Origin of the sequence: Micromonospora solifontis, assembly GCF_003725545.1 — a bacterium.
In the GTDB taxonomy this organism is placed as follows: Bacteria; Actinomycetota; Actinomycetes; order Mycobacteriales; family Micromonosporaceae; genus Micromonospora; species Micromonospora solifontis.
In genome coordinates this window covers 18,980-33,615 of sequence record NZ_RJLN01000057.1, presented here as the reverse complement: position 1 = coordinate 33,615, position 14,636 = coordinate 18,980, and the positions used below count along the sequence as shown (strand labels likewise).

Here is a 14,636-nt window from a genome sequence, read left to right as displayed (position 1 = left end):
CGCCGCCCGCTGCTGCCGGCGCATCCCGGGCAGCCGGGGCGCGGGCCGGCGCAGCGCCGCCGCCAGCAGTTCCACCAGTACGGACAGCGCGAACGTCGCCCAGCCGAACCAGCCCAGCACCGCCAGCGCCCGCAGGAAGAGCTGCCCGTCGTCCCGGCTGGTCAACGCCGTACCCACCTCGGCGAGGGTGGGCAGGTGGTCGGGGAGGGGATTGCCGGCGAAGGCGAGGAGCGCGACCGGCCCGCCGACCAGCACGGCGCAGAGCACGACGAGAGCGCCCAGCCCGGTGAGGACCTGACCGGTGCGGCGTACGGCGGAACGTTGCGGTACGGCCATGGTCGCCTTCCCTTCCTTACGGGGCCCCGGTGAGGGCCCGTGCGGTGGCCTCACCGGAGACGGTGACGGTGTTCCGGAAGCCGAACAGGCCGAGCAGCTCCCGGCGGTAGGTGATGCGGACGCGTACCCGGATCTGCTTCTCCCCGTCGACCACGGGGAAGCTGACGGTGTGGCCGCGCACCCCGCCGGCCGCCCGGAGGTAGTCCGCGACGGCGACCCGCGCGCCCGCCTCGTCGATCTCCTTCGGGCCGCCCTCGATGGCCCGGGCGCGGTCGATGACCTGGCCGCCACTGCGCGCCGCCTCCGCGGCGAGGTCGTCGGCGCGCTGCACCGACCGCAGCTGGCCGGCGGTGTCGTACGCCATCGCGATGATCACCAGGACGCCGGCCAGCGCGGCGGCGAGGAAGAGGCTGACCCGGCCGCTCTCCCGGCGTGTCCACCCGGTCATCCGCGGCTCCGGTAGCTGTCCAGCGGCGAGGTGAAGGTCGCCGACACGGTGTGCGAGCCGGGCACCCCCGGCAGCCCGGGGGCCCGGAGGTCGGCGAAGGAGACCCGGCAGGTCACCCGCACCGTCACCGTCGCCGGCACGCCCGGCGGGCTGCGGTACGCCGCCGCGAAGTCGGTCGCCGCGCCCCGGACCGTGCCGCTGAGCGCGAGCCTCGGCGACCCGGCGCAGCTCAGGCCCCGCCAGTCGAGCCGCCGCCGGACGGCGTCCGTCGCCGCGGCCCGGCCGGCGGTCGCGTCCCGGGAGATCGAGGCGGCCCGGGCGGCGTCGTGCGCGGCGGACTCCACCGCCTCGTCCGCGACCGCGGTCCGCCCCGTCACGCCGGCCAGCACCATCAGCCCGATGAAGGCCGGGGCCAGCACGGCCACCTCGATCGACACGGATCCCCGTTCGCGCACCGGCCTCACCCCGTCGTCCAGCGTTCGACGGTGCCGTGCGCGGTCTGCCGGACCGGGAAACTGACCCCGGGCACGACCGACAGGGACCGGCCGGTGACGGTGCAGGTCACCTCGGTGGCGGTGGTGACGCAGCGGGGCCCGCGCTCGTCCCAGCCGACCAGCCAGTCGCCGGTCGCCCGGAGGAAGCGGCGGGCCCGCGCCTCACCGGCCCCGGCCGGCGCCGCCAGGACCCGTTGCGCGTCGACCCCGCTCTCCGCCGCGTGCAGCGCCGTGGACCGGGCGACGAACAGGGCCGCGAGCTGGATCGACCCGAAGAGCAGCACCAGGATCGCCGGCATCACCACCGCCAGCTCCACCGGATTCGCCCCCCGGTCCGTACCGTCCCCGGCGAGCCGACGCCGGACGGCCGCGACCGCCGGACGGAGGCCGCCGGACCGCGCGGCCCGGGCAGGCCGGTGGGGCCGGACAGCGAACGCCGCCCGGCCGTCGTCGCTGCGCACCGCTCGTCGCATCGTCGACCGTCAGGGGGCGACCGGGACGCTTTCCATCCAGTTGGTCGCCCGCGCCATGACCAGGCCGGTGACCGCGATCGCCGCCGCCACCAGGCCGAAGATGATCACGGCGGTGGGGACCGGGCTGTCGCCGCGCTCCGCGTCGTGGCGCAGCTCGGCCAGGCGGGCGACCAGCGCCGCGTGCAGATAGGTGATCAGGTGCATGGCGGGCTCCTTCGGGGTGGGTTCACAGTCGGGCGAGGAACGGATAGACGGCGAAGCCGAGCAGGACGAAGACCAGCAGCGAGCCGGGGATGTCCAGCCGGCTGGTGATCCCCTCGGCCTTGGCCAGGTTGTCGGTACGGATCTGGTCGCGCAGGGAGTCGGCGCGGCTGCGCAGGGTCTCGTGCACCTGGGCGCCCTCGCTGCCGGAGGAACGCATGATCGCGCCCACGTCGCCCAGCTCCGGGATGCCGATCCGGTCGGCCAGCGCCTGCAGCTCGTCCCAGGGGGAGTGCATCTGGAGCTGGGCGATCCGCAGCGCCTCGCGGATCCGGTCGAAGACCCAACCGTCGCAGACCGCCGCGGCGCGTTCCAGCGACTGCACCGGGCCGTGCGCGGCGGAGAGCTGCAACGCCACCAGGTCCAGGTAGGTGCAGACGGCCTGGCGGAACTCGTCCCGCGCGGCCTCCGCCCGGGCCAGCACGTCCCGGTGCGCGACCAGCCCGGCGAGGAACGCCATGCCCAGGCTCCCCAGCACCGGCACCACCAGCGGCAGCGACACCCCGCCGAGGAAGAGCACGGCCGACAGCACGGCCGGGGTGGCGAATCCGATCAGCGCGGAGAGCAGCACCGACAGCGCGTACTGCTCGGGGGTGCGGTCGAGCAGGGCGAGCTGGCGGTGCGGCGGGCGCAGCCAGCGGGACAGGCCGGCCAGCCAGTCCGGCCCGGCCCTGGTGACCTGGCCGGGCGGCTGGTGCAGCCGGCGCAGCGCCGGGCCGAGCGCCGGGGTGGCCGGCAGCGCCTCGCGGACCACCAGGAACAGGCCGAGGCCCACGGCCGACCCGCCGAGCACCGCGACGGCTAGCTGCCAGTTGACGATCAGGCTCACGCGATCGCCTCCTCCGGGTCGGGGGCGGGCAGGAAGCGCGCCGGGCGGGGCGGCTGGCTCATCGAGCGCACCCAGACCAGCAGCCCCACGAACGCCGCCCCGAGCACGGCCATCACCAGCTGCCCGACCGGCGTCGCGTACGGCCGCACGTACTCCCGGTTGACCAGGCCGTACGCGAGGGCGGCCAGGGTCATCCCGGTGAGGAAGCGGACCGCGAACCGGGGCTGGGTCCGCTTCGCCTCGACCTCCCGCCGGGTGGCCACCTCGGCCGAGGCGGCGGCGGCGATCGAGCCGAGCACGTCACCGAGCCGCTCGCCCCGGTCGGTCAGGTGCAGGATCAGCGCCGCCACCACCTGGTCGCAGACCGGGTCGCCGATCTCGTCGGCGAACGCGAGCAGCGCGGACTTCGCCAGCCAGCCGGCCTGCAACCGGGCGGCGAGGGTGCGTACCTCCTCCTGGATCTCCTCTGGCGCGGTGGCGATGGTGCCGATGATGGCCTGTTGGAGCCCCTGGCCGGTGCCGCAGATGTCCTTCAGTCGGCGGGTCCACTCGCCGACCGCCTCGATCCGGGCGATGGCCCGCTGCTCGGCCCGGCCGACCGCGAAGAGCCACGGCACCCCGGGCACGGCCAGCGCCACCAGCAGGCCGACCACCGGCAGCCCGGTGAGCAGGAAGGCCAGCGCGCCGGCGACCACCGCGCCACCGAGCAGGACCCGATGGCGGTGCTGCTCCCGGGCGCTCGCCCCGGAGCCGGCCCAGAACCGGCGCAGCCCCGGCCCGGCGCCCGGGGCGCGCCCGGGCGGCCGGCGGGTGCCGACCAGCGCGACCACGGCCAGCACCAGTCCGGCCACGCAGACCGCCCCGGAGACCAGGGCGACGAGTTCGATGCTGGCCATCGCTAGCCCGCCTCCGTTCGCGACCGTGGCGCTCGCCGGACCGGTTCACTCCTCGCGCGCACGGTCACCGCCCGCCGAGCCGGGAGTGCCGGGGGCGGCGCCAGGCGCCCGCGCCGGCTTCGACGAAGCGGCTCAGCAGCCGGGCGTCGTAGCCGACCCGCAGCAGCTGGTCGCGGACCCGCTCCGGCAGGTGCCGGGGCACCGCCCGGCCGTCCGGGCCCGGCCCGAAGACCGTGGTGGTCATGATCCGGTTGCCCTCGCCGACGCCGATCACCTCCTCGACGTGCGAGACGAAGCGGTGCTTGCGGCCGCCGATCGCGGTCTCGTCCTCGACGGTGACGTAGACGATCAGGTCGAGCGCGTTGCCCGCCATCCGGCGGGCCTGGTCGACCGTCATCTCCCGGCCGTGGGAGAGGGCCAGCTCGATGATCCGCTCGCTCACCCCCGCCGGGGTACGGGCGTGGATCGTGCACATCGAGCCGCGGCTCGTGGTCATCGCCTGGAGCATCGGCACGATCTCCCGGGATCGGACCTCGCCGACGATGATCCGCAGCACGCCCATCCGCAGCGACACCGGGATCAGGTCGGCGATGCTCACCTCACCGGCCGGCCGCCCGTCCAGGCCCCGCTCGCCGTGCCCCTCGCGCGCCTCGAAGCTCATCACCGCCCGGTGCTTGTGCCCCCGGCGGGCCGGCAGCAGCTCCCGGCTCTCCTCCAGCAGCACGTACGGCTCGTCCGCCGGGATCTCGTCCATCAGCGCCCGGATGACCGTGGTCTTCCCCGCGCCGGCCAGCCCGGCCACCATGATGTTCAGCCCGGCCCGCATCGACGCGCGGAGGAAGTCGCGCAGCAGCGGATCGATCATCTCGTCCAGGTCGGGCCGGCCGCCGGCGATGTCCTCCAGGCTCACCGAGAGCGTGTTGTGCTTGCGGATCACCGCGTACGGGCGGTGGCTGACCAGGAACACCGCCGCCAGCCGGCTGCCGTCGGGCAGTTGCAGATCCAGCGTCGGCTTGGAGGTCGACAGCGACCGCTCGGTGGCCCCCGCCCGCCGGGCCGCCGCCTGGAGGATCTCCACCAGCTCGTCGTCGCTGTCGGCGATCGGCTCGGCCCAGTCGACCCCGCCGCCGTGCCGGGTGATGCGGACCTGGTCGCAGCCGAGGATGTGCACCTCCTCGATGGTGTCGTCGACCAGCAGGGTCTGCAGCCGGCCCAGGCCGACCAGCTCGGCGGTCACCTGGTCGAGCAGCAGCCGCTCCTCGTCGGCGGGCATCGGCGTGCCGGACCGGCGCACCGAGTCCGCGTACGCGGAGACCACCGCGACGGCCAGCCGGGCCCGCTCGACCTCCTCGGCGTCCGCGTCGAACTCCCGGCCGCGCTGCCAGAGGGTGAGCCGCTCACTCAGTTCCCGGCGCAGCTCGCGGACCACCGCGAAGTCCACCCGGGGCCGGGCCGGCGGCGGGGGTGCCCCGGGCGGGTGGTGCCAGCCGTTCGGCGGAACCAGCGGCGGCACCGTGGAGGTCGCGCCGGGCTGCTGCCCGCGCGGGTCGTGGGAGACCGGCTCAAACCGCACCGGACACCCCCGGCGTGGTCGGCGCGGTCACCTCTCGCGGCTGAACGGCACCCGGCCAGGCCAGCCGGGCCCGCCGCCGGTCCAGCAGCGCCCGGACCGGCACCTCCAGAGCGCCGGCCGCGCGCATCAGCGGCCGCCCGGAGCGCACCGTGCCGCCGAGGCTGAGCACCTCGGCGGTACGCGGGTCGTCCGGCAGCCGGGCGATCACCGGCAGCCCCAACGCCTTGCTGATCTCGCTGGTGCCGTGCCCGTCGCCGACCACGAGCAGGCGCAACGTGCCCGGGGGCACCCGGTGCTCGGTGAGGTCCCGCTGGATAGCCCGGATCGTCGACCGGGTCGCCGACAGGTCGGGCAGGTGCGCGCGGGTGACCAGCAGCACGATCGCGGCGGCCCGCAGCACCGGCCACGGTGGACCGCCCACCTGCAACCGGCCGCAGTCGGCCAGCACGTCGTACGGGGGCACGCCCCGCTCCAGGCCGGTGAAGAAGTCCGCGAACCGTTGCCAGAGCGGGCTGACGCTGCCGGCCTGGGCGGGGTCCAGCACGCCCGGCAGCAGCAGCCGCTCCCGTTTCGGCGCGTCCAGGTCGACCAGTTGCGACCAGAAGGCCGTCTCCAGGTTGCCGTCGCGTAGCTCCCCGACGGCCAGCTCACCGATGCCCCGGGGGCCGTCCAGCGCCCCGCCGAGGTAGCCGGCGAGGATCGAGCCGCCCGCCGGGTCGCACTCGGCCAGCACCAGCCGCCGGTGCCAGCTCAGCGCGGCGGCCAGCGCGGAGGTGGTGACGCCGGGCGACCCCTTCGCCGAGACCAGGGCGATGATCGCCATCAGGCCGCCTCGGTGAGCACGAGCGCGATCCGGTCGTCCGCGGCCAGCGCCACCACCGCCGGCACGTCCCGGACGGCCAGCGCGACATAGACCACCACGTCCTCGTGCTCCGGCGCGGCGCTGTCGATGACAGTGCCCTCGAACCGGGTGCCGCCGCTGCTGGCGGACCTGCCGTCGGCATGCCGCTCCGGGGTGCTGACCAGCAGGACCTTGTCGCCGGGGTGGAGCGTACGGGCCGGCACCCGGGCCGGCTTGAGGCCGAGCGCGATCTGCTGCTGCCCGGGACCGAACAGCGGGGCCTCGGTGAGCTGACCCCGGGTCAGCAGCGTGCCCGGGGTGAGCCGGACGGCGGCGCGCAGCTTCACCACCTCCTTCAGTCGGCTGGCCGGCACCGGGCGCAGTTCCCGCCCGCCGGAGACCCGCACGGTGACCAGGTCGTCGGCGGTGAGCTGCGCGCCCACGTCGACCGGTCGGGCCACCGCCAGGTAGCTGCCGGTGGACCGGACCGAGGTCACCGCGAACGCCGCGCCCAGCCCGCCGAGGGCGATGAGCAGCACCGCCAGGCCGAGCAGGCCGGGTCGTACCCGCCGCTGCCAGACCACCCGGGGCGGCGCCACCGGCGCGTCCAGCGGGATCCCGTTCCGCGTCGCCACACTCATCGCGTCACCACCTGAAGTTCGTTGATCTGCACCGGTACGGTCCCGCTGACCCGGCTCTGCGCGATGTCGCCGCTCTCGCCCCCGCCGGACCAGTGCACGGTCCAGAACGTGGTCGCCCTGACCCGGTAGGTGCCGGCGCGGCCGTAACCCTGGTCGTAGCCGCAGTCGGGGGAGGTCTGGCCGGCCCGCGGTCCGCCGGCGTCGTAGGGCGTGCCCGGGCCGGTGCAGGTGACCTCCGCGCCGTCGCCCATGGCCCAGACGATCCGGTCCACCTGGGCGGTGATCGAGACGGTCAGTCCGCGGTCCGAGGCGGACGCGGTCAGCGGCCCGAAGTAGGACGGCCCGGCGCTGGCCCACAGCCAGACCGGCAGCCCGACCAGACCCGGTCCCTTGCTCCGCCGGGGTGCGACCGCGATCCGGGGCGGCAGCAGCGAGATCGAGGCGAGCGCCCGGCGGGCCAGCTCCTCCGGGTCGGGCGGCGCGCCGTAGCCGGGCGGTGCGGCGTCGAGCAGCACCACGCTCTGGTCACCCAGGTCGCCGCCGTTGCAGGTGCGGACGTACCACTGCTTGCCGTCGGGGGCCTCGGGCTGCGGCTCGGCGAGCTTGTAGTAGCAGCCGTCCCCGTTGTTGAACCAGCCCAGCAGGTCGTCGTAGCAGGGGATGGCCCGGCCGTTCCACTGGCACTTCGCGGTGCCGCCGCCACCGGAACCCCCGCCGCCGGTGTCCCCACCGCCCGGGTCCCCCGGGGTGCCCGGATCGTCGTCCCAGACGTTGCAGTCGTTCTGCCCGGGTGGGCACTCCCCGCCCGCACCGGCGGCGTGGACGGGTGATCCGGTCAGGGTCAGCAGCAGCGCCAGGCCGGCGGCGAGCAGCAGCCGGCGGGGCGTCCCGGCCCGGGTCGGGCGGGCCGGGACACCCCTTCCTCCCCAGGTCAGCACGGCTGGTCCTGATGTGCCGCGCCGGCGTTGATCAGCCACCGGCCGTCCGGGTACCGGGTCGCGGTGGCGGTCGCCAGGTACCGCCCGCCCCGGGTGCCGGGGACGACCCGGTGGTCCTTGGCGTAGACCAGGCGGTAGCCGGTGGCGTCCAGGCAGTCCTGGATCTGCACGGTGGGCGGCTGGGTGGCCAGGTCGACCGAGACGACGGTGGGGTCGGAAACCAGTTTCCCGGTCCGCAGCGCGCCGTGCTCCTTCGCGTCGCGAATTGCCACCCGCACCCGGGTCAGCAGCGGATCCGCCAGGAATCGGGGCAACGCGGGATGTCCGGGATCGCTGCGCGCGCTCGCCACCCGGGACGCCTCGAGATAGCCGGAATAGGCGGTGAGGGCGGCTTTTCCGGCCGCCTGCTCGTCGGCTGCGGAATGCGCGGCCGGCACCGGGTCGGGTCCGGCCAGCGGGCCGGCCGCCACCTCGGGTCCGGTGCCGCAACCGGCGGTCACGCCCAGCAGGGCCACGCTGATCAGGCAGATTGTCCATCGGCGGGAATGCCGTGTTCGCAACGCCGCGCCCTCCTCGGTGGCGACCCGGAGCGGACGCGCGGGCGTACTCCGGGCAGGCGGCAGCGCACCCGGAAGTGTCCTGCCGGGCCCCGTCTGACTACCGCTGCATTTACCTGTACAGATCTTTAACTAATGTGGAACCTGCTGTCTCCGGTCGGCCTCCGACGCCAATTGATCGGGGGTTGCGTCGTACCCAAGGGGCGAGCATAGGCTGACGTCCGCCGATGCAACAGAGGCAATTCATCCGAACACGCTGAGTGATGACAGGTGGTGGTGGCCGGTGGCTGTCGGGACCGTGACCCTTGGCAAAGAATCGACCGGGCCGGCGGCAGGAGTGGTCGCAGCCTGTCCCGGAAACCGGTGTTCCACCGCAGCGCCGACTGGCGGAGGAATGTGCGGCATCGATGCCTCTGGTCCGATCCGTCCCCCTGGCGTAACGGTCGGTCGGCGGGAATCCCACGCCCGCCGCCGGTATTCCCGCCGCGCCGGCCAGCACGCCGTTTTCCGCGTCATGAGCCACACGTCGAGCGGGCTGAAATCACTCTCCGTGCTCCAGAGTGGAACTATGCGCGACGGTACGGGCGGGTCGCGGTGACCACCGAACGGGTCCACGGCGCAGTCCCGGAAGTCACCGGCCGTCCCCTGGTACGCGTGCTGGCCGCCGTGGCGCTCGTACCCCCGATCCGGCTGGCGGTCGCCCGGTACGCCGTACCCCAGGGGTCGCCGGACCGGACCGGGTGCGACCGCTGCGCCGCGCCGATCGGCCTGGATCGCCCACTGCCGGCGCTCGGGCCCGCCGCCCGCTGCCCGGCCTGCCGGACCCGGCTTGGCGCGCCGCCCGGCGTGGTCGAACTGGCCCTGGTCGCCGCGGTCGCGGTGCTGCCGCTGACCGGCGGGTCGCTCGCGGCCCGGGCGGCGGTGGCCTGGTGGCTGGCCTTCGCGGTGCCGTCTGCCCTGGTCGACGCGGCGGTGCACCGGCTGCCGGACCGCCTCACCTGGCCGGCGGCGGCGGGCGCCTGGGCGCTGCTCGGCCTGGCCGCGCTGACCGGGGCGGGCCCGACGCCCTGGCTGCGCGCCACCGCCGCCGGGCTCGCTCTCGCTGCGTGCTTCGCGGCGACCACGCTGCTGCTCGGCCGGCGCGGCTTCGGGCTCGGCGACGCCAAGCTGGCCCTCGGCGTCGGGGCGCTGCTCGGCTGGTACGGCTGGCCGGTGGTGGTCACCGGGCTGGTGCTCAGCTCCGCGCTGTCCGCGCTGGTCGGGCTGGCCCTGCTGGCGGCCCGCCGGGTCCGCTGGTCCAGCCACCTCCCCTTCGGCCCGTTCCTCATCGCCGCCACCGCCGCCACCCTCGTCCTCGCCACCCCCTGACCCCGCCCGCGTCCCGGCCGCTCGCGCGCACCCCGCGCCGCCCTGCCCGGCCGGGCTCGCCCGCGCCCGCGCACCCGGTCCGGCCGCGCCCGCGCACCCGGCGGCCGTCGGGCTGGCCCGAGATCGACTCGGTGTGCGGGATGTCGGGCCTTCCCGGGCCCGCGAGTCCCCGGGTTGCCGCATCCCGAGTGGATCACGCGCCGGGCGCCGGGCGGGGGCGCCGGACGCTGGCGGCGGGGGGCGGGTGGGTCGGGCAGTGGCCGGCGACGATCACCAGGTCGGCCGGCTGCGACACGGCCGGTCCTCGGCGACCAGGCTCTTCAGCCCCTCGCTGGCGCCGTACGCCATGACCACCGCGACCGGCGCGGCCAGGGCGAGCGCCCGGTCCCGGACGCCGCCGCCGACCAGCCGGGTCAGCGCCGCCAGCACCAGCAGGATGCCGAGCAGCACGAGCGCGCCCTCGGTGAAGTGGGTGGCGAACCAGTGGATCGGCTGGGGCGTACCGTCGGCGAACTCGACGACGTCCCGGTACCAGTCGGTGCTGATGTCCGGAACACCGGTCATTACGGTCTGGTCCACCTCCCGTTCATACTCCGTCCACCGGGAGGGTGGCAGGGGAATCAGCGCGGTACGCCGGAAGTCTCAGCGACCTCACAGGGCGGCGGGCCGCCGCTACGACGCGGTCGGCGGGTCCGACGGCGGCCGCGGGGCGGGCTGCCCGACCGGCCCGGACATCCGCTCGACGATCTCCTCCAGCGCCTCGAAGGCGTACGCCCAGTTGTGGCACTTGAAACTGCGCAGGCCGTCGATCGGGGTGCGGCAGTCCGCGCAGTGCACCCCCGGGATCGCGTCCGGGACCTCGGTGTTGACGTACTTGCGTTCGCCCAGGATCACCCGGGCGATCATGGCCCGGTCGTGCACCCCGTGCAGGGCGGAGGAGACGATGTCGTACCAGTTCACCCGGCGGCCGCACTTCGGGCAGTCGGGCTCGTCGCCGCTGACCCAGAGCGGCGCGCCGATGCTGCGCGCCGGCATGTCGAGCAGCTTCTCCAGCCGGCGTACGTCCGACTCGGGCGTGGTCCAGCGGTGCCGGCCCGGCAGCGCGGCGGGCGAGTCGTAGACCGCACGGAACAGCGCCGGGTCGACCTCCACGGTCTCCCGCCTACCGGTCATCGGGACCTCCTCGGACGTCGACGTTCCTCATCGTCGTACCAGGGTGGGCGGCGTGCGCCGCCGGATCAAGGACACGACGGGTCAACGGTGTGTCGCCGACAGTGCTAGACATCAGGCGTGACCGGTGAGCCGACGACCACCCCGAGCGAGGCCGAGTCCCGGCCGAACGTCGCCCGGATGTACGACTACTACCTGGGCGGCTGCCACAACTTCGCCGCCGACCGCGCCGCCGCCGAGCAGGTCCTGGAGATCTTCCCGGACACCGGGGTGGCCGCGCAGACCAACCGGGCCTTCCTCCGCCGGGCCGTCCGGTACGCGGCCGAGCGGGGCGTACGCCAGTTCCTGGACATCGGGGCGGGGCTGCCCACCCAGGGCAACGTGCACGAGGTGGTCCGGCCCATCGCGCCCGGCGCCCGGGTGGTCTATGTGGACAACGATGACGTCGCCGTCGCGTACGCCCGGCGGCTGCTGCCCCTCGACGGCCGGACCGTGGTGGCCCACGGCGACCTGCGGCGTCCCGACGAACTGCTGGCCGACCCGGCCGTCCGCGCCAACATCGACTTCACCGAGCCGGTGGCCGTGCTGCTGGTGGCCGTGCTGCACTTCCTGCCCGACGACGACGAGCCGTACGCGGCGGTCGCCCGGCTGCGCGACGCCACCGCGCCGGGCAGCCTGCTCGTGCTGTCCCACCTGACCTTGGACGGCGCGCCGCCGGTCCCCACCCAGCAGGGGCGGGAGGTCTACCGGCGCAGCAGCGCGCCGATCGTGCCCCGCACGCACGCCGCCACCGCGCGCTTCTTCGACGGGTACGAGCTGGTCGAACCCGGCCTGGCCTGGCTGGCCGACTGGCGGCCCGACGGCGAACCGCACGCCGCGGTGTCGCACGGCTACGGCGGGGTCGGCGTGCGCCGCTGACCGCCGACGCGCGGAGGTCCGCGAGCTGGTCCGGGCCCGGCTCGACGCGGCCGTGGCGGCGGACCGGCTGGTCACCATCGAGGAGTCGCTGGCGAAGCTGATGCTGGTCACGCCCGGCTGCCGGCCCGACGACCGGGCGCTCGCCACGGCGGTGCTGAACCGCGGTCAGGATGACCAGGACGAGCAGGAGGAGCAGCGACCGGCACCGGCACCGGCGCCGGCCGCGAAGCGCCGCTGGTGGCAGCGGCGCGGCTGACTCCCCGCCCGGGCGGCCACCGCCGGTCCGCCGGCTCAGCCGACCGCGCCCCGGCGAACCGCCTCGGCGGCCAGCCGGGCCCGGCGCCGGTCGTCGTTGCTGACCAGGTCGAACTTGTCGTACAGCCGGGTCAGGTGCTTTTTCACCGCGCTCTCGCTGACGCCCAACGTGCCGGCCAGGGCGCGCACGGCCGGCGGTTCCGGGAAGGCCCCGGCCCCGGCCAGGTACGGCCGGCAGAGCAGCTCCAGCAGCTCCCGCTCCCGCCGGGTCAGCGCCGGCGGTGCGGGCGGTGGCGTCACCCCCACCGTGCGGGTGCCGGTGAGCTGTGCGGGCGCCCGGAACACCAGGCAGGCCGGACCGAGCTCCACCCGGTCACCGTCGTGCAGCGTGCGCGCCTCCCGCAGCGGCACGCCGTTGACCGTGGTGCCGTTGGTGCTGCCCAGGTCCCGGATGATCCAGCCGGCCGGCAGCCGTTCCACCAGCGCGTGCAGGCGGGAGACCAGCGGGCTGTCCACCGGCAGCTCGTTGCCGGGCGCCCGGCCGATGGTCAACGCGTCCGGGCGGAGCGGGACGAGGCGTACCGGGCCCAGCCCGTGGACCTCGAAGTGCCCGCCGGTCACCGGTCGCACCACGGTCGGGTGGTCGCGGCCGTCCCCGCGCCGCCGCGAGCCGGAGTCACCGTCGCCGAGGCGGTGACGCACCGCCCCGCCGACCGGTAGGGCTCGGTCCACAACTCGTACGCCTGGCCGGCGGCCCGCTGCCGGGTGCCGGGCCCGCCGGCGGACCGCACCGCCACGTCGACCGCCCACGTGCCACCCGCGGTGCCCACGTTGTCCCGGTACTGCTTCCACACCCACACGTACGCCATCGCCGCGTGGCAGCTCGGCGACCAGTACTGCTTCACCGAGATGGCCCGCAGGCCGCCCGCGTACCCGTAGGCGGAGGCGCCGACCTGGTAGGCGTCGGCGTAGCAGGGGCCGGGCGGGGCGTCGTCCTGGCTGGCCCGACGCGGAGCCGCCGTGCCGGTGACCACGGTGCCGACCCGCCGGCCCGCCACCGTCAGCTCCAGCACCCACCGGACCGGGCCGGCCACCCGCGGGACGGCCACGAACCCCACCTCGCAGCCCGCGCCCGGAGCCAGCCGGCGCGACCCGCACCCGTCCGCCACGATCCGCAGGTCACCCCGGGACGGGCCACCGACCGTCAACGCGCCGAGCAGCACCGGCTCGCCGGTGCGGTTGCGCACCGGCACCACCCGCTCCGCCGACTCGCTGTACAGCGTCAACTGGCCAAGGTCCAGGCGGGCGGGCAGGGTGACCGGGGCCGGCACGGGCAGCGCCTGCGCGTACCCGGTGGCCAGGATCGCCACCACGGCGACGGCCAGGCCGACCGACCGGCGCAGCGCGGTGCGGCGTACCCCGGCGGGCCGGGCGACCGTCGCGGAGAGCGCGAGGGCCGCGCGCCGCCGCGCGGTGAGCGACAGCGCCGGCCCGGCCGTCCCGGCCGGCGGCGGGTCGGCGGCCACGTCGCCCAGCACGAACGGGGTCACCGGCAGCCCGGCGGCGGCCTGCGCGGCGCGCAGCTCCCCGGCGAACTCCGCGACCGAGACCGGCCGCCGCGCGGGATCCTTGGCCAGCGCGCGTTCCAGCGCCGCGCAGACCTCCTCCGGTACGCCGAGCGGGCGCAGATCGGGCACCGGGTCGGCGGCGATCCGGCGCAGCAGCGACTCGACGGGCTCCCCGTCGGCGGGGGCGAACGGCGGTGTGCCGCGGATCCAGTGCAGCACGGTCGACGCCAGCGCGTACACGTCGGCCGCCACCGACGCCGGTTCGCCCCGCAGCACCTCCGGGGCGGTGTGCAGCACGCTGGCGGTGATCGTGTCCCGCGTCCCGGTGCGCTCGGCGTACGGGCGGGCCTGGCCGAAGTCGGCCAGCTTCGGCTCCTCGTACCCGGAGATCAGGATGTTCTCCGGCTTGACGTCGCGGTGCAGGACGCCCGCACGGTGCGCCGTCTCCAGTGCCCCGGCCACCGCGACCCCGCCGGCGACGGCCGCCCGCCAGTCACCCGCCGTCCCGTCGCGCAGCCGGTCGCCGAGCGAGCCACCCTCCTCGTACGCCATCAGCAGGTACGGGTTGCCGGCGGCGGTCCGGCCGGCCTGGTGCAGGGTGACGATGTGCGGGTGGTCGGAGAGCCGGCCCAGCGTCCGCAGCTCCCGCTCGAAGCGGGCCCGGGACGGCCCCGCCCAGTCGGCCGCGAGCACCTTCACCGCCACCCAGCGGGAGTAGTCGGCCTGCCGGGCCCGGTAGACGACGCCGAACCCGCCCCGCCCGACCTCGACCGCGTCGGTGCACCCGGCGATTCCCAGGGGGATGCCCGGGCCGGCGCCCGACCCCGGCCGGCGCGTCGCCGCACGCTCGCTCTGGACCATCGCCGCTGAATGCTACCGATGCCTGGTGACGGGATCCGGCGCCGCTCGGGCCCCCGGGACCGCCCCGCCCCCGGGAAGCCGTTGCCGCCGTACCCCCGGGACACCGACCGCCCGCACCGGCCGCCGCCGGCGGGCCCGACGCCGGGCCGGCCCGGCCGCCGCCACAGTGCCGGTCGTTGCCGCAGCTCAGCCCGGCGGCATCGGCCCCG

Annotated in this window: 18 protein-coding genes and 1 pseudogene; 3 read left to right on the top strand and 16 right to left on the bottom strand. The window is 75.8% G+C overall.

Going from position 1 to position 14,636, the window contains the following annotated elements; all coding sequences use genetic code 11:
- The 12 genes and pseudogenes from EFE23_RS19175 to EFE23_RS19120 all read right to left on the bottom strand — a co-directional run.
- Positions 1-336 (bottom strand): annotated as a pseudogene (locus tag EFE23_RS19175) (LysM peptidoglycan-binding domain-containing protein); the annotation flags it as partial.
- Positions 337-352: 16 nt separating this feature from the next.
- Positions 353-784: a hypothetical protein gene (locus EFE23_RS19170; RefSeq protein WP_123242318.1), complete on the bottom strand. Its 432-nt coding sequence runs from the start codon at positions 782-784 to the stop codon at positions 353-355.
- Positions 781-1,248, bottom strand: coding sequence for a TadE/TadG family type IV pilus assembly protein (locus EFE23_RS19165; RefSeq protein WP_123242317.1), 468 nt, complete (start codon positions 1,246-1,248; stop codon positions 781-783). Before EFE23_RS19165 ends, EFE23_RS19170 begins: the two co-directional genes overlap by 4 nt.
- Positions 1,245-1,751: a TadE/TadG family type IV pilus assembly protein gene (locus tag EFE23_RS19160; RefSeq protein ID WP_123242316.1), complete on the bottom strand. Its 507-nt coding sequence runs from the start codon at positions 1,749-1,751 to the stop codon at positions 1,245-1,247. The genes EFE23_RS19165 and EFE23_RS19160 overlap by 4 nt, the downstream gene beginning before the upstream one ends.
- 9 nt (positions 1,752-1,760) lie before the next feature.
- On the bottom strand, positions 1,761-1,955 hold the full coding sequence (locus EFE23_RS19155) for a hypothetical protein (protein ID WP_123242315.1): 195 nt from the start codon (positions 1,953-1,955) through the stop codon (positions 1,761-1,763).
- Between the two features lie 22 nt (positions 1,956-1,977).
- Complete coding sequence (locus EFE23_RS19150; protein ID WP_123242322.1) at positions 1,978-2,832, bottom strand: type II secretion system F family protein; 855 nt, start codon at positions 2,830-2,832, stop codon at positions 1,978-1,980.
- Positions 2,833-2,837: 5 nt separating this feature from the next.
- The gene (locus EFE23_RS19145; protein ID WP_123242314.1) at positions 2,838-3,737 is read right to left on the bottom strand and encodes a type II secretion system F family protein; all 900 of its coding nucleotides are present in this window, start codon (positions 3,735-3,737) and stop codon (positions 2,838-2,840) included.
- Positions 3,738-3,801: 64 nt separating this feature from the next.
- Positions 3,802-5,310: a TadA family conjugal transfer-associated ATPase gene (locus EFE23_RS19140; RefSeq protein ID WP_123242313.1), complete on the bottom strand. Its 1,509-nt coding sequence runs from the start codon at positions 5,308-5,310 to the stop codon at positions 3,802-3,804.
- Entirely contained in the window at positions 5,300-6,133 is an 834-nt protein-coding gene (locus EFE23_RS19135; RefSeq protein ID WP_123242312.1) for a CpaE/TadZ family protein, read from the bottom strand. The genes EFE23_RS19140 and EFE23_RS19135 overlap by 11 nt, the downstream gene beginning before the upstream one ends.
- Positions 6,133-6,792, bottom strand: a complete 660-nt coding sequence (locus EFE23_RS19130; RefSeq protein ID WP_123242311.1) for an SAF domain-containing protein — start codon at positions 6,790-6,792, stop codon at positions 6,133-6,135. Before EFE23_RS19130 ends, EFE23_RS19135 begins: the two co-directional genes overlap by 1 nt.
- Positions 6,789-7,730, bottom strand: a complete 942-nt coding sequence (locus tag EFE23_RS19125; protein ID WP_123242310.1) for a hypothetical protein — start codon at positions 7,728-7,730, stop codon at positions 6,789-6,791. The genes EFE23_RS19130 and EFE23_RS19125 overlap by 4 nt, the downstream gene beginning before the upstream one ends.
- Complete coding sequence (locus EFE23_RS19120) at positions 7,724-8,290, bottom strand: hypothetical protein (protein ID WP_123242309.1); 567 nt, start codon at positions 8,288-8,290, stop codon at positions 7,724-7,726. The genes EFE23_RS19125 and EFE23_RS19120 overlap by 7 nt, the downstream gene beginning before the upstream one ends.
- Before the next feature lie 591 nt (positions 8,291-8,881).
- Between EFE23_RS19120 and EFE23_RS19115 the strand changes: the two genes are divergently transcribed.
- Complete coding sequence (locus tag EFE23_RS19115; RefSeq protein ID WP_373684025.1) at positions 8,882-9,655, top strand: prepilin peptidase; 774 nt, start codon at positions 8,882-8,884, stop codon at positions 9,653-9,655.
- A gap of 270 nt (positions 9,656-9,925) precedes the next feature.
- Here EFE23_RS19115 and EFE23_RS19110 read toward each other — a convergent pair whose 3' ends face one another.
- Entirely contained in the window at positions 9,926-10,234 is a 309-nt protein-coding gene (locus EFE23_RS19110; protein ID WP_148058482.1) for a hypothetical protein, read from the bottom strand.
- A 93-nt stretch (positions 10,235-10,327) separates the two neighbouring features.
- Positions 10,328-10,828, bottom strand: coding sequence for a DUF8243 domain-containing protein (locus EFE23_RS19105; protein ID WP_123242307.1), 501 nt, complete (start codon positions 10,826-10,828; stop codon positions 10,328-10,330).
- A 117-nt stretch (positions 10,829-10,945) separates the two neighbouring features.
- Here EFE23_RS19105 and EFE23_RS19100 point away from each other — a divergent pair, with 117 nt between their 5' ends.
- Both EFE23_RS19100 and EFE23_RS19095 read left to right on the top strand, forming a co-directional pair.
- Positions 10,946-11,743: an SAM-dependent methyltransferase gene (locus EFE23_RS19100; RefSeq protein ID WP_233601060.1), complete on the top strand. Its 798-nt coding sequence runs from the start codon at positions 10,946-10,948 to the stop codon at positions 11,741-11,743.
- A gap of 52 nt (positions 11,744-11,795) precedes the next feature.
- Positions 11,796-11,999, top strand: coding sequence for a hypothetical protein (locus EFE23_RS19095; protein WP_123242306.1), 204 nt, complete (start codon positions 11,796-11,798; stop codon positions 11,997-11,999).
- A 35-nt stretch (positions 12,000-12,034) separates the two neighbouring features.
- Here EFE23_RS19095 and EFE23_RS19090 read toward each other — a convergent pair whose 3' ends face one another.
- Together EFE23_RS19090 and EFE23_RS19085 are read right to left on the bottom strand one after the other, a co-directional pair.
- Complete coding sequence (locus EFE23_RS19090) at positions 12,035-12,631, bottom strand: FHA domain-containing protein (protein ID WP_199737135.1); 597 nt, start codon at positions 12,629-12,631, stop codon at positions 12,035-12,037.
- Positions 12,616-14,427 (bottom strand): serine/threonine-protein kinase, encoded by a 1,812-nt coding sequence (locus EFE23_RS19085; protein WP_123242305.1) that lies wholly within the window; start codon positions 14,425-14,427, stop codon positions 12,616-12,618. Before EFE23_RS19085 ends, EFE23_RS19090 begins: the two co-directional genes overlap by 16 nt.
- Positions 14,428-14,636: the final 209 nt, after the last annotated feature.

Bases quoted from the DNA above. Each gene is read 5' to 3' on its own strand.
- EFE23_RS19170 (WP_123242318.1), bottom strand. From the start codon at position 784: ATGACCGGGTGGACACGCCGGGAGAGCGGCCGGGTCAGCCTCTTCCTC.
- EFE23_RS19160 (WP_123242316.1), bottom strand. From the start codon at position 1,751: ATGCGACGAGCGGTGCGCAGCGACGACGGCCGGGCGGCGTTCGCTGTC.
- EFE23_RS19155 (WP_123242315.1), bottom strand. From the start codon at position 1,955: ATGCACCTGATCACCTATCTGCACGCGGCGCTGGTCGCCCGCCTGGCC.
- EFE23_RS19145 (WP_123242314.1), bottom strand. From the start codon at position 3,737: ATGGCCAGCATCGAACTCGTCGCCCTGGTCTCCGGGGCGGTCTGCGTG.
- EFE23_RS19135 (WP_123242312.1), bottom strand. From the start codon at position 6,133: ATGGCGATCATCGCCCTGGTCTCGGCGAAGGGGTCGCCCGGCGTCACC.
- EFE23_RS19130 (WP_123242311.1), bottom strand. From the start codon at position 6,792: ATGAGTGTGGCGACGCGGAACGGGATCCCGCTGGACGCGCCGGTGGCG.
- EFE23_RS19105 (WP_123242307.1), bottom strand. From the start codon at position 10,828: ATGACCGGTAGGCGGGAGACCGTGGAGGTCGACCCGGCGCTGTTCCGT.
- EFE23_RS19085 (WP_123242305.1), bottom strand. From the start codon at position 14,427: ATGGTCCAGAGCGAGCGTGCGGCGACGCGCCGGCCGGGGTCGGGCGCC.